At 37.2% G+C, this 14,100-nt stretch carries 11 protein-coding genes; 6 read left to right on the plus strand and 5 right to left on the minus strand.

Annotation, left to right across the window (positions count from 1 at the left end; genetic code table 11):
* Positions 1–37: 37 nt before the first annotated feature.
* Positions 38–931 (minus strand): DUF3078 domain-containing protein, encoded by an 894-nt coding sequence (locus V6R21_RS28605; RefSeq protein ID WP_334246917.1) that lies wholly within the window; start codon positions 929–931, stop codon positions 38–40.
* Between the two features lie 207 nt (positions 932–1,138).
* On the opposite strand from V6R21_RS28605, the gene V6R21_RS28610 reads away from it, so the two are divergent.
* The 4 genes from V6R21_RS28610 (at position 1,139) to V6R21_RS28625 (ending at position 5,466) form a co-directional block, all read left to right on the plus strand.
* On the plus strand, positions 1,139–1,816 hold the full coding sequence (locus V6R21_RS28610) for a YggS family pyridoxal phosphate-dependent enzyme (RefSeq protein ID WP_334246918.1): 678 nt from the start codon (positions 1,139–1,141) through the stop codon (positions 1,814–1,816).
* 317 nt (positions 1,817–2,133) lie between these two features.
* Positions 2,134–2,712, plus strand: a complete 579-nt coding sequence (locus tag V6R21_RS28615; RefSeq protein WP_334246919.1) for a hypothetical protein — start codon at positions 2,134–2,136, stop codon at positions 2,710–2,712.
* Between the two features lie 513 nt (positions 2,713–3,225).
* Positions 3,226–3,618 (plus strand): response regulator, encoded by a 393-nt coding sequence (locus tag V6R21_RS28620; protein WP_334246920.1) that lies wholly within the window; start codon positions 3,226–3,228, stop codon positions 3,616–3,618.
* Between the two features lie 93 nt (positions 3,619–3,711).
* Entirely contained in the window at positions 3,712–5,466 is a 1,755-nt protein-coding gene (locus tag V6R21_RS28625) for a tetratricopeptide repeat protein (protein WP_334246921.1), read from the plus strand.
* 55 nt (positions 5,467–5,521) lie between these two features.
* Here the strand turns inward: V6R21_RS28625 and V6R21_RS28630 are convergent, their stop codons facing one another.
* Together V6R21_RS28630 and V6R21_RS28635 are read right to left on the minus strand one after the other, a co-directional pair.
* Positions 5,522–5,878, minus strand: a complete 357-nt coding sequence (locus V6R21_RS28630; protein ID WP_334246922.1) for a hypothetical protein — start codon at positions 5,876–5,878, stop codon at positions 5,522–5,524.
* A 249-nt stretch (positions 5,879–6,127) separates the two neighbouring features.
* The gene (locus V6R21_RS28635; protein WP_334246923.1) at positions 6,128–7,111 is read right to left on the minus strand and encodes a hypothetical protein; all 984 of its coding nucleotides are present in this window, start codon (positions 7,109–7,111) and stop codon (positions 6,128–6,130) included.
* A gap of 167 nt (positions 7,112–7,278) precedes the next feature.
* On the opposite strand from V6R21_RS28635, the gene V6R21_RS28640 reads away from it, so the two are divergent.
* Positions 7,279–8,115 (plus strand): alpha/beta fold hydrolase, encoded by an 837-nt coding sequence (locus V6R21_RS28640; protein WP_334246924.1) that lies wholly within the window; start codon positions 7,279–7,281, stop codon positions 8,113–8,115.
* Positions 8,116–8,185: 70 nt separating this feature from the next.
* Here V6R21_RS28640 and mutL read toward each other — a convergent pair whose 3' ends face one another.
* Together mutL and ettA are read right to left on the minus strand one after the other, a co-directional pair.
* Positions 8,186–10,192, minus strand: coding sequence for a DNA mismatch repair endonuclease MutL (gene mutL, locus V6R21_RS28645; RefSeq protein ID WP_334246925.1), 2,007 nt, complete (start codon positions 10,190–10,192; stop codon positions 8,186–8,188).
* Positions 10,193–10,492: 300 nt separating this feature from the next.
* The gene (gene ettA, locus V6R21_RS28650) at positions 10,493–12,175 is read right to left on the minus strand and encodes an energy-dependent translational throttle protein EttA (protein WP_334246926.1); all 1,683 of its coding nucleotides are present in this window, start codon (positions 12,173–12,175) and stop codon (positions 10,493–10,495) included.
* A gap of 618 nt (positions 12,176–12,793) precedes the next feature.
* Here ettA and V6R21_RS28655 point away from each other — a divergent pair.
* Positions 12,794–14,089, plus strand: a complete 1,296-nt coding sequence (locus tag V6R21_RS28655; protein WP_334246927.1) for a DUF349 domain-containing protein — start codon at positions 12,794–12,796, stop codon at positions 14,087–14,089.
* The last annotated feature ends 11 nt before the right edge of the window (positions 14,090–14,100 follow it).

Consider the following 14,100-nt stretch of genomic DNA (forward strand, 5'->3'; position numbering starts at 1 on the left):
CTGTGAGACCTTCGGCATTCAAAATTTTAATTATAAATCAATATGTTAAAGCTAAACCAAGGTTCAATACATGTTTAAACTGAACTCCTTTGCCAGTAGTTCCATCATCTTTAGGAACATCTACATCTGGATCATAAATCAATTGTGTTCCAAAGTTAGTAGTGATGTATTTATTAACTTTCATCATTAGCAGCGTTCCCCAATTGACAACCCACTTATCCAACGTTTTATAACTTGAAAACATATTCAGATCAGACTTGAAAGTAGTATTTTCCATCACCTTAAACTCCAAGGTTTTTCTTAAAGTAACACCCAGCTCATAACGTGACTTTTCGCCTGGTGTTACCCCAAAAGCTCCAGCTGCCGCCAAGTCGTCATCCAGAACGAATGTAATCCTGTTAGATACTGGAGAAACAGCCAATGAAAGAAGGTTCTTGTATTTGTATTGGGCTGTAAGATTTACCATAACGTAACCAGGGGCCATAAAAGCAGATATTTTCCGTCTTTGCTCTTCATCACTAGTTCCTTCCTTAAAGTATTCATATCCTACATCCATTTGCGTTCTTACCTGTGTACCTGCCAGAACACTCCATCTATCATTGATTTTATAACCATAGTCACTTGCCAAAATCAGCTGGTCATCTGTTTTGCGTGTTCTGAATGCCGACTCTCCCTGCCGAATCAAACCATAAGCAAAGTCTAATTTATTATTCCACAGTGTAGTTTCTGATTCTCTTGAACTACTTAATGACACGACAGTCCCTAACGATAAGGAGTTCTGTCCACCTGCAGCCCAATTATGTAAACTAACGTTTGAGAAATTTGCCGCAAAACTCCCTTGATGTATCCATAGAGAATCTTTAGAAGTGACCTGTGCCTGTGCATAAGAACACAGTAATAGTGCAAAAAAAAAGGATGTCAATAATCTCATCAGTTTCACTTGATTTTGTTTGATTGTCATATAATGAGTGTAATGATCTTCAAAGGTTTGTATAAATGTAAGACTTGTATCTTTTTGTTCTAAATTCATTTATAGTTTATTACCAAATTATCCTGTTTACTTTCTCGCCACAGTCTTCTTTTTGATAACTTTGTCCATAAGTGTTCTTGAATTATAAAAAGACAACTGCAGTAACATATGAGTTCATTAAAAGAAAACCTGCAATATTTTGATAAGATACTAGACGGCACTAATTGCAAATTGATTGCTGTCAGTAAAACCAAGCCTATTGAATTACTTCAAGAAGCATATGATTTAGGTGTTCGTGTGTTCGGAGAAAATAAGGTTCAGGAAATGGCCACTAAATATGAGGCACTTCCTAAGGATATCGAGTGGCATATGATTGGGCACTTACAGCGAAACAAAGTAAAATACATTGCACCTTTTGTTAGCCTGATCCATTCTATTGACAGTATTAGGTTACTTCAGGAAGTGGATAAAAGAGCAGCACAAAATGACCGCGTGATCAACTGTCTTTTACAAATTCATATCGCTGAGGAGGAAAGTAAATTTGGGTTGGATGAACAAGAGCTTCAAGCTTTATTAACCTCTGATGAGTTCAAGTCCATGAATAATATTTGTATCAAAGGAGTTATGGGGATGGCAACCAACACTGACAACAATGAACAAGTCAGGAAAGAGTTTGCTAGTCTTCGCAAAATATTTGATACAATGAAAAAAGATTACAATGGAGACAACCTTGACCTACAAGAAGTGTCAATGGGAATGAGCGGTGACTATCAAATTGCAGTAGAAGAGGGGAGTACCATGATACGTGTAGGAAGCTCTATCTTTGGCGCTCGCAACTATTCATAAATCTAACTTTTTAAACTCCCTGTTAAGACTCAATAAGTCACTATGAAACAGGGAGTTTTCTATATATTTCCTTGGTTATTTCATACTACCCTCTGTATGAGTTCTCTGCATTTTTTTGTATAATAATCTTGGTTATCACTAAAAAGATAAAACAGCTCAGAGTAGTACATACTAGCTAAATCTCTTTTTCCTGTTACCATCACTAAGTACTTAGGCTTTACCCAACTCCTCTCTTCTTTTACCTTTTCCATTTATATTGTAGCCTAAGGTACTTACAAACGTTCTTTCAGTCTTTACTCCCTAATCTTTTACCAGGCATGAACCACTTTACTAGAGAGCGAATCCATCAGCGGATCCTACAAAAAAAACGTATAAACACCACATATGAGACGGGGCTTATACTCTATGTCATGTTCAGTTCTAGCATATTCATTTACCTAACCTATCAAATCAAACAAAAGCTTACAGCTGTATCTATACAATTGCTCACTGCGAATGCACATTGGGCATTATGGACTACAGCCCTGTTTACCATAAGTATTGCCATTGTATATTTCTTTGCCCAAAAGGATCGAATACTTCCAATTAAAATTAGCAGTGGAGCTGGTATAGCCCTCTCAATTGCTTCAGTCTGCATTCACTTTGGCTACCTGCGTCAATTATTTGAGATGGGCAACTCATGGGACTCTTCTATGATTTATATGATGCTGCTCTCAGGGCTTTACCTAGTACAACTTTCTTTGGTAGTACCTGCGAGTATTTTCTTATGCAGTGAAACATTTAAGTATAGAGTACATTCCAAAAGTCTAACCTTCAGTAGAAACTTGGTCATCTTTTCTCTCTATAAAACTGCCCTCTGGATTTATATCTTATTCTTCACTTTTTCGTTGAGTTAATAGGTATTCCAACAGTAGGCTTTTTCATTAATTGCCCATCAATCTGGTTTATCAATTATTAACATCTTTTCATACCCCTTATCACGTATAAGGATATAGATAATACACAAAAGGAATATCTTTGCGACATGAAATAATATCATTTTGAGAATACGAATTTTGATTTTATCAATAAAAAATTGAAGTTTTTGCAAAAATCACAATAAATTACTTTACAAAATGAATCATTTTAAGTAATATTAGATTGTTATCTTCTAATTTACAATTCTAGGTAAAGACCAATAGGCATAAAGCCCTATTGTTTATATAAAAACATTGAGACTTTGATATAATAAAGTCTTCTAAAGATGCTTCTTATTTTATACGATGGAAGTTTAAATAATTGAATTGGTTGAAAAAGAGGTGGGTATTGCCCACCTTTTTTTATTGATAAAATTATTACATTCACTTCATAATGCACTTAGACATTACAACACACTTACTTTATACCACTTGATTTTAGTATATATGACAATGAAAAACGTACACTCCGTTTTTATAGTAGATGACGACCCTACCAACAATATGATCTGCAAAAAAATGATTGAAAAGTCAGGGTTTTCAGAAAATGTCACCTGCTATACAGATGCAAATGAAGCCTTGAAGCAACTTCAATCATTGGACAACTCAAATGATTTCCCTCAGGTGATCTTTTTGGATATAAACATGCCTCCAACAAGTGGGTGGGAATTTCTTACTCAATACCAAAAACTCTCCATTTCAAAGCCTTTAAAAATTTTCATGCTCTCTTCAGGGATTTCTGATGAGCATATTAAAAAGGCCAAAGAAATCAATATCGTAACGGACGTCATTGACAAACCTCTGTCCGAAGAAAAGCTGCGAACTACTGTCAGTAAGTATATTTAAATAGTTGCCAAAGATTTATTACTTATTTTGCCACTGAGAACCTTTTGTACTTAAGGTTGTTTTTTAGTTGTGTTGTTACTTTTTATAAAGGCAATGAGAAAGTATTGGTTACTGACACTTTTCTTTTTTTCAATTTCCTTAACCCATGCGCAAGAGCACTTCTTAGATGGGGTTGACTCTACCTATATAGTATTGGGTAGGATTGCCAACAGGCACTTATCAGCAGCTGACTCCCTTCTCCAAAACAACTATTATGATTCTGCCCTAACTCATTTTGATACAGCATTGGTACATTATGAAGAAATTTATGGTCAGGGCAACCCTCAAAATTCAAAAGTGTATCAAGGTGTGGCTAGGATGCTAATTGATGCTGGATACTCCACCAAGGGAGTTGATTACTACCTGAAAGGTCTTACCTTACTTGAAGCACAACCATCTCCTGATTTCTCATTGATTGGACATTTTAATGCACTTATTGCAAAGGTTTATCAGCATCATGAACTTCCAGATATTGCTATGGATTACTATACAAAAGCTTTGGAGGCTTTCTCAAAAAGTGATGGAAAAGCTTATTATCGGGAGATGATTAACATTGAACTGCTTTTTGCTAATACTTATCGAGATGCAAAAAATTATGGACAAGCCGTCAATTATTACAAAAAGGCTGCTCAACATATTTCTGAAATAGACTCTGAAGTGCGTGCAGATGTTGCTGACATCTATACTCATATAGCCTCTTGCTTGAACGAAACCGGCTCCAATAAACTTGCTGTTAATTATCTCAAGTCAGCCATCCGAATCAACAAAGAGATTTTTGGAGATCAAAGCCTTGAAATTGGTAAATCATATAGTAAACTGACCTCTGTATTATTATCACAACACGCATATGACAGTGCATCTGTTTATGGAGAAAAAGCCCTAAGAGTTTATTTCCAGTACCCCGTTCTTAAAAATGAGACAAACCTATTTCAACAACAGGTTGCTAGAGCTTTTTTCGATGGGGCAAAGTATGACACATCAGCAAAATGGTTCCAAAGGTTGCTAAATGGAATTCATGAATCTGAAACGCAACTTGAACGTATCGAACAACTTTCCAAGCTATATGCACAAACGGCACATATATTTGCTACTAAGAAAGAGTTTAAGATTGCCATCGATTTTTATTATCAGCTTTTAGGAATCTATAATCATCTGTATGGTACTGACAACTTAAAATCAGCAAAGGTTTTAGGAGACCTCTCAGGCATATTTGCAGCAAGTGGTGATTTTCAGCAAGCCTTGGCTTGCAACAAAAAGATGACACTAATTCAACAGAGTCTGGAGGCTAATAAGAATGGTCAATTTGCAGCAAGCCTTATTGATGCAGGAGCTTTATTTCAACTGGATGGAAACCTTGATTCGGCTTCAACTTACTATCAAAAGGCTTTAACTCATGTATCTGCTGATAAAAGCAGGTGGAGAGCAATGGCTCTGAATAACCTATCCATGGTCTATTATGAGCATCAGCAATATGATACAGCGCTTACTTATGCTGCGAAGTTAAAAGATTATTATACGACATACTTTCACCCTGACTATATCAAATCAGTAGGTAGTGATCTACTTATCGCAAATATATATTTTGCACAAGGACGTCAAGATAAGGCATTGGACCATTACCAAAAGATCTTAAAAATAGCCCCTTTACTATTTACTAAAAGTAATAGTGTCGCCTTGGGTGCCTGTCAAAACCTAGTTGAAATTTATAAAGAAAAAGGAGAGTTGTCTAAAATGAAAAAGTTTCAACGATTTGCTGATGACATTCAAAAAGTCTTGGAGGAAGAGCAACAAATGTTGTTTTTGGAATAAAAAAGGCTTCAGTACCACATGTACTGAAGCCTTTTTCTCTACAGTTTCTTGATGCTTATGAAACTGAAGTCAATTTCTCTTTCAATGCTTCTACGATACCTCTCTGATGTCTTTCCAGTTCAGCGATTGCCATAGCTGCATCTACACTATGTACATCATTTTTATAGTTATTGGTGATTTCTTGCATAAAATCCTCCAATGAAGTCAACTGAAAAGTATTCAGACGTGTACTGAACTTGTGTTTGACAGCACTAAACAATTCAGGGTCCTTTGTTTCTAAAGCAGTCTTAAGCTTTGGGAAATCAATTTCAAATTCATCAATAGAGATTTCCAGAAACTCTGTGTATCCTTTTTTGTCTCCTTCAAACAAGGTATCTGTAAAGCTGAAGTCCATATAATATTTTGTTATCATCTTCTTACAAGGTCAAGTTATTCAATCAATATTACAGTTGCATCTACCACAAAGATAGGTGCTTACCCTAACCTAGTCATACACATTCTTGCTAATAATGTTAAAAACTAGACCCAATAAGTGTGAATTTGCATTATCAAATATTAATACCGCGAAAATCCTTTATTTTCTTGGTCTCATTATACAATATACTTAAAAATTGGTTTTATCTCCTTGTATCTGTTAAGGAAAATAAAGAAAGTCCAATTATTATAATTGCCCATTCCACAATAACCAGTAGAGTAAAGGGATACAAAACGCTATAAAACCAGCAATGGATGCTACTATATTTAACTGTCTGTTTAGCTGAGCATGCGCTACTTGTAATTTACCTTTTGCATAGTAGTTAATACATTTTATTAATACACTTGCCCCCATAATAAAATAAGCTCCAAAAATTATATAGCCAATACCATAATACTGAGACAAAAAGATATCAAATAAACATAAGTGGGATGGTAAACCGTAGATGTACTTGACAAAAAAGTATTTAAGGGAAATAATACCACTAGCCGAAAATATACAGGCCATTACCAATGATAACCAAGGTTGCCTTCCTAAAAACCAAATAGTGAGCTGTAACAAAACAAATGAGCTTACAAATACTGCTATTGCAAAGGATACATTTTGAGGAGTTACGAGCTGGAAGGACTCGCTATTGCTCAAACTCAAGAATGCCACACTACAACAGGTTGCAATTACATCAGGTTCAATTGATGCAAAGTACATCAGCATAAACACCAAATCTGTAGACACTAGTAGTAACGCAGGAAGTACCAACCAGTATTTCAGCGGTGTAAGTGGATATCCAGGCTCGGCATCATCCAAATAATTGACAGCGAGATAGGCTATATACAAGAAGACACTCACAGTCTTTATATAAAGTACAGGATAGCCATACTCATTTACATCAAGTGCTCCTTGCGCACACATAGCACCTTTAATAACTGAGGGTAAATGGTTATTTGCCGTAACTAAAAAAGTAACCAGTGTCACCAGCTGAAATATCAAGACAAACTGAACAATAGATGATACCAAGTATGTACGCCTTTCAAGATGAAGCTGCTTTTCACTCCCAGAAGATGCATCCCAATTTTTAATAATCATTACTGCATATATCGATGCTCCAAACAGTAATATTGTTGCACATAGCTGTGAAAGGAGTTGGGCTATTACCCAATGGTCTGTTAGCATATCTCTCTATTTCTATATTCGTTTCCGTTAGCATGCAAGATAGCATATGATACTTTGCTATTGCAATAACTTATTTCATGTCCTGACAGTTTGGCACTTATTGCCGTATCAACCCAAAAATGAATATCTTTGAGGATATAAAATTGAATACTTATTCACTTTAAAACATGACAACCAAAAACCCAATCACCTATATATCCTCATTTCTTAGCGTTCAGGGGGGAGAAGTAGAATTTATCAGGTTTGGTAATGGAAATAAGTTACTGATTTGCTTTCATGGCTTTGGAGACAATGCTGAATTATTCAAAAGCATTGCACCTTCTCTTTCTCAAGGATATACGGTTTATGCTATTAGCCTTCCTTATCATGGTAATACCGCTTGGAAAGAAAGTAACTTTGGTGTTGGAGATTTTATCGAGATTGTAGAAGTTATTCAAAAAGAAACAGGAGCAGATCGCTTTAGTTTGATGGGATATAGCATGGGAGGGAGGGTAACGCTTTGCCTCTTGGAGCATTTTGCTACACAACTGGATAAAGTATTTTTGTGTGCGTCAGACGGTATCCGAACACATAAGATCTACAATTTCTCCTTAATGCCTACATGGTATGTAAGAACTGCAAAACTCTTGGTGATGATCCCTGCCGTACTCTTTGGATTGGTCAACTTTGCCTACCGATTCGGCTTTGTCTCAAAATTTCTATTCGATTTTACAAATAACCATTTGGCTACACGAAAGCAGAGAAAACGTTTCTTTAGCTGTATTCACTTTTTTAGGCATACGACAATTAACCTAAAGGATGTTCAAACCTTATTGAACAAACACAATATCCCAGTAGAAATGTATTTTGGAATCAGAGATGAAGTGATACTATTGGATGGTGTCAAAAAATTCCAACATGGCTTACAGAATGCCCGACTTTATGAACTCAATAAAGGACACCTATTAATTGATAAGGATTTAGATATACTACTTGATGAACATCTAAATACTACAATTGCTTAACATATAAAAAGGCGAAGTAAATCATGTTTTCTTCGCCTCTTTCATATAAAATGATTATTACTCAGTTACTCTACTGAAATAATTTTTCTATCTCATCCATTCTCAACAATACAATTGTTTTTCGTCCATCAGGAGAATAATTAGGGTTTGAACAAGCAAATAGTTGCTCAATAATGGATCTCATTTCTGCCGTTTCCATTACTTGTCCCTGCTTGATACAAGTACGTTTTGCCAACGATCTTGCAATATTTTCCGCATGTGATATACTTAGGTGAGATGTGTTGTATTTAATCTGCTCAATAATTCCCTCTAGTATATCCTGTTCGTTAGCATCTTTGATAATAGCAGGTACCCCATTAACCACTACTGTATTCTGACTCTTGATCTGAATTGAGAAACCTAATGAAGCGATCTCATTCGTAAACTCAGATAAAAGCACAAAATCAGCAGGGTTCAATGAAAGCGTGTTCGGGAAAAGCAGCTTCTGTGTCACTCCCGAATGGTTTTCAATTTCATGTAGAAAACGCTCGTACAAAATACGCTCATGTGCTGCTTCTTGGTTTAGAAGCATAATTCCCGACTTTACCTGATAGAGTATATACCTATTTCTAAGCTGAATAGGCTCTATTTTATCTCCAAGTTTTGTATCCTCTTCGTCCTGCTTATGCTCATCCAACTCATTTGCTCTACTACTGAATGTAATAGCAGCAGGAGAACTTTGCTCTTCTTCAGGAATGATTGCCTGTTGCCCGTCAGGGAAATTATCAGACTCCATCTCCATCGGATCATACTGTTGCCAAGCCGTCTTGAAAGCAGGCTGTGGCAATGATGTCTTATCATCCCAGTTGTTGATACGGGAAGATACCTTGGTTACAAACCTTGATGAATCATCATTGTCAAAAGGCATATCATCAGAAGAGAATGAATGATCTCCGCCTGATGCTTTTGATGGGAAAGTCATAGGGACTTCAGTGAAATCTACATTGATTCCTGATGACGCAAACATGCTGTTTTCCTGACTTCCTTCTTCAGAACTGTTTTCATTAGCAAAGTTTACATCCACACCAAAGTCAATGGATGGAGCTACACCATAACTTGCCAATGCCTGCTTTACAGCAGCACTTACAATCGCATAAAGTGTACGCTCATCTGTAAACTTAACTTCTGTTTTGGTTGGGTGCACATTCACATCGACATCTTTTGGATCGACCTGAATGTTCAGCATATAGAAAGGATAGGTACTGTCTGGCAACAACCCTTCATAAGCCGTCATTACAGCGTGATGCAAATATGAGTGCTTGATAAATCTTCCATTGACAAAGAAAAACTGTTCTCCTCTTGTCTTCTTAGCACTTTCTGGCTTACCGATATAACCGTTGACAGACATTACCTCCAAGTCTTCCTGACATGGAAATAGCTGTTCTTGATGCGACCTACCAAAGATTGAAATAATCCTTTTGGCCATCTTTCCTGCTCTTAGGTTATACACCTCATTATCATCCTGATAAAGTGTCATACTAATTTCAGGATTCACCAACGCCACACGCTGAAACTCATCTATGATGTGTTTCATCTCGACTGGATTGGATTTGAGGAATTTTCTTCGGGCTGGAATATTAAAGAAGAGGTTTTTTACCGCTATTGAGGTGCCAACAGGTACTGATACAGGCTCTTGCTCCTTACGCTCTCCACCTTCCACTTCAATCAGGGTTCCCATTTCATCATCCTCACGGCGGGTTTTCATCTCCACTTGTGAGACCGCAGCAATTGAGGCCAATGCTTCTCCTCTGAAACCAAAGGTATGTATAGCAAACAAATCATCAGTAGAAGTAATCTTGGAAGTCGCATGACGCTCAAAACTCATCCGAGCATCTGTTTCAGACATGCCCTTTCCATCATCAATCACCTGAATCAAGGTTTTACCTGCATCCTTGACAATCAGGGTGATGTTGGCGCTACCAGCATCCACAGAATTTTCGAGCAACTCCTTCACTACTGAAGCAGGGCGCTGTACTACTTCGCCAGCTGCTATCTGGTTTGCTAATGACTCAGGAAGGAGACGTATTACATCTTGCATATATATCTTCTTGATAAAAGTACCGGTACACTTTCTATCAAAAGCGCTAAAAACCTTTTGAACGTAAGAAAAACAGTAAGTTATACTGGCAAAAATAATGGGTTTTATAGTCAAAAAAAATTATGTAACAATCTTTGACTTTTACAATTTGTTGATTTCCATCTATTATGTAAGTAATAAGGGATAAATAAAGAAAATAAGCAGCAGAATATTTTTCCATTACTCGCCTGAAAAGACTTACTGATAACATAAAAAAACCCGTCATTAGACGGGTTTTCTATATTGAGATACTGCTTGATATTACTTCATCAGTTTCTTGTATTTCAAACGCTTAGGAGTAATATCTCCCACTTCTTGTCTGCGTTTTTCTTCATACTCTGAGAAGTTCCCCTCAAAGTACCTTACACTTGAATCTCCTTCAAATACCAGAAGGTGTGTACAAATACGGTCAAGGAACCAACGGTCGTGAGAAATTACTACCGCACAACCTGCAAAGTTCTCTAAACCTTCTTCCAAAGCACGAAGTGTGTTAACATCAAGGTCGTTGGTAGGCTCATCAAGCAACAATAGGTTTGCATGTGATTTTAGCGCCAACGCCAAGTGTACTCGGTTTCTCATACCTCCTGAAAGCTCTCCAACTTTCTTCTGTTGGTCAGCTCCTGGGAAGTTAAACTTACTTACATAAGCTCTTGAGTTAATCTCGCGATCACCCAATTGCATAAGCTCGTTCCCTTCAGAAATTGTCTCCCAAACTGTCTTGTTAGGGTCAAGGTAATCATGCTCCTGATCCACATAAGCAATCTCTACGGTTTCCCCTACTTCAAATGTACCTTTATCTGGCGTGTCTTTACCAGTGATCATTTTAAATAAGGTTGTCTTACCCGCACCGTTTGGACCAACAATCCCAACAATACCATTTTGTGGCAAAGTAAAGTTCAGGTCTTCGTAAAGGATTTTGTCTCCGAAGGCTTTCATTACTCCATTGGCTTCAATCACCTTGCTACCCAATCTTGGCCCTGGTGGGATGTATAGTTCCAGTTTAGCTTCTTTCTCCCTGCCTTCTTCAGAAAGCATTTGCTCATAGGCATTCAGACGAGCTTTCTGCTTGGCATGTCTACCCTTAGGAGTCATTCTAATCCAGTCAAGCTCTCTTTCGAGTGTCTTCTGGCGTTTAGACTCCTGCTTCTCTTCGTCAGCCAAGCGTTTTTGCTTTTGCTCCAACCATGAAGAGTAGTTTCCTTTCCAAGGAATACCTTCACCTCTGTCAAGTTCAAGAATCCAACCTGCAACATTATCAAGGAAATAACGGTCGTGGGTAACGGCTATAACAGTTCCTTGATATTGTTGTAAGTGCTGCTCCAACCAAAATACAGACTCTGCATCCAAGTGGTTGGTAGGTTCGTCAAGTAAGAGAACATCTGGTTGCTGCAATAACAAACGACAAAGAGCTACGCGACGCTTTTCACCACCTGATAGGTTTTCAACTTTAGCATCTTCAGGAGGGCATCTCAATGCATCCATCGCCCTATCAAGCTTGCTGTCAAGTTCCCACGCATTTACATGATCTAGTTTTTCCTGAACCTCACCCTGACGTTCTATCAGCTTGTTCATGGCATCAGGATCATCCAATACCGCAGGGTCTGCAAATTTCATGTTGATATCTTCAAACTCCTGAAGCAAATCAACAACTTCTTGAACACCCTCTTGCACTACCTCCTTGACGGTCTTTTCCGGATCAAGCTGAGGTTCCTGCTCAAGGTAACCTACAGAGTAGCCAGGGGAGAATACAACTTCTCCATTGGAGCTCTTATCAAGACCTGCAATGATTTTCAGCAGGGAAGACTTACCTGAGCCATTCAGACCTAGGACACCGATCTTGGCTCCATAAAAGAATGACAGGTAAATGTTCTTAAGTACTTGCTTATTCGGTGGGTAAGTTTTACTTACACCAGCCATTGAAAAGATGATTGTTTCGTTACTCATCTGATGAGTTTATTAAATAGTTCGAATCAAAAGTAAGGTAAGACCTTTTGGTGCAAATTTAACACCTTGGACGGACAGGCAAAGCTTTTATTTTTTTACCTGTAAAAATGGAATTGAAGATGGCTTCTAAATGCTTTAAATACTTTGATTTAGCCTATTATTATACCTTATCGGCTAAGCCATATCTTAAAGCAAGATAATATAAATGGGATTATGTTGAAATTTCCCCAAGATTTTTATGAATATTGCGGTAGCTGTTTGCAAAACAAGGTGATTACCTCTAAATTTTGTTTGTTAATGTAAACAGTCAATAGAATATTAGTTATACTGTACGGAGGCTGCAAAAAGCCAATATAAAGGCGAACCTAACATCATTTTTTTAATGTTATTAGCTAAAATATTGTTAAAACACAGGGAAGATTGATCAAATTCACTAGCTATTTGCATTTTACAATTTAGCTTGCGTATTCTAGTACAATAGTATTCTAGTTTTTTGAATATTAATTCTGACTTTGAAAAGTATATTTTGTAAGGTTTATGATCTTACAAAATTCATATATATCTACATCAAACTTTATTTATTCGACAATTAACTATTAACCAAACAGGCGATAAACAATGTCAACTACCCCAATTAAAGAGTACAAGGACATCACCGAATATGGCTACATCAAAGACGGCAAAGTTTACCTAAGAGGCTACTATCACTTTAAAGATCGTGAAATAGGTGTTGTGCGTGAAAGCGATGAAGAATCCCTTAAATACTTTGTGAACCGCTTCGATATGGTCACCAAAAAGGTGATGGATGTGAAAGAAGCTGTAGCAAAAGCAGAAAACAAGGGTTCTTATCTAATGAAGTTGATCCATATGCGTACGTATTTGGCTCAATACAATGGCCTTGGAGATTTTACCCAACTTTTCGAGGTTATCAATGTGCTTGAGGATGAAATCAACGAGTACATTGAGAAAAACAGGGAGAAGAACTACAATATCAAAAAGGCTCTTCTGAAAGAAGCTGAAGAATGGAAAGGAAGCACTGATTGGAAAAAAGCTTCATTCAAGTTCAAAGAGCTTAAGATGAACTGGATCAAAACAGGTAGTGCACACAAAGAAATTGAACCTACTCTTTCTGAAAGATTCAATAAAGCACTTGAGGAATTCTATGAAAGAAGAACATTCTTCTACAAAGAACAAGCTCGCATCCTTAAGATCCGCCTGACCAAGTATACCAGCTTGTTGAACCAGATCAGACGAATCAACCGCATCGGTGGTGGCGCTGAATTCTCGCAAGAAGTAAAAGATATCCAAAAAGAGTGGAGAGACGTTGGTAAAGTTCCAAGAAACAAGTTCATGAAGATCAGTGGTGACTTCAAACGTGAAACTACCAAGTTCTTCAACTCACTGAAGCAGAACACAAGATTTACACCTCCTGCTAGAAGAAAATCAGGCGTGGAAGTCAAGAAAGAGTTACTTGAAACTGCTGAAATTTACCTGAGCAACGGAGCTCCATATAATATTGCAAATATTAAGCAGCTACAGAACTCATGGAAATCTCTAGGTAAACAACCTTCACAAGAGGATAAAGAACTGAACCTGAGATTCCGTATTATCTGTAATGAAATCTTCGAAAGCCACTTCTTAGAAAGAACGGCGAAAAACCTTCACCCAGACCTGTACAGTAAGTCTGATTTTGAGCAACTGAAAATCAAATTGGACTTGTTGAGAGATTCCATTAATCAGGATGAGCAGGAACTGGATGAGTTCAACATGAAATACGGATCATCTCTTGCTGCAAGTGGAGGTAAAAATCCTGAGGATTTCGCTTTGTATCAAGAGAGAAACAACTTTGTGAATAAACTGAAGACAAAACAACGTATCCTGAAAAAATTAGAGGATCAGTTGTTAGCTCTATAACCACAAAGGGT

This window comes from Limibacter armeniacum, assembly GCF_036880985.1.
Classification (GTDB): Bacteria; Bacteroidota; Bacteroidia; order Cytophagales; family Flammeovirgaceae; genus Limibacter; species Limibacter armeniacum.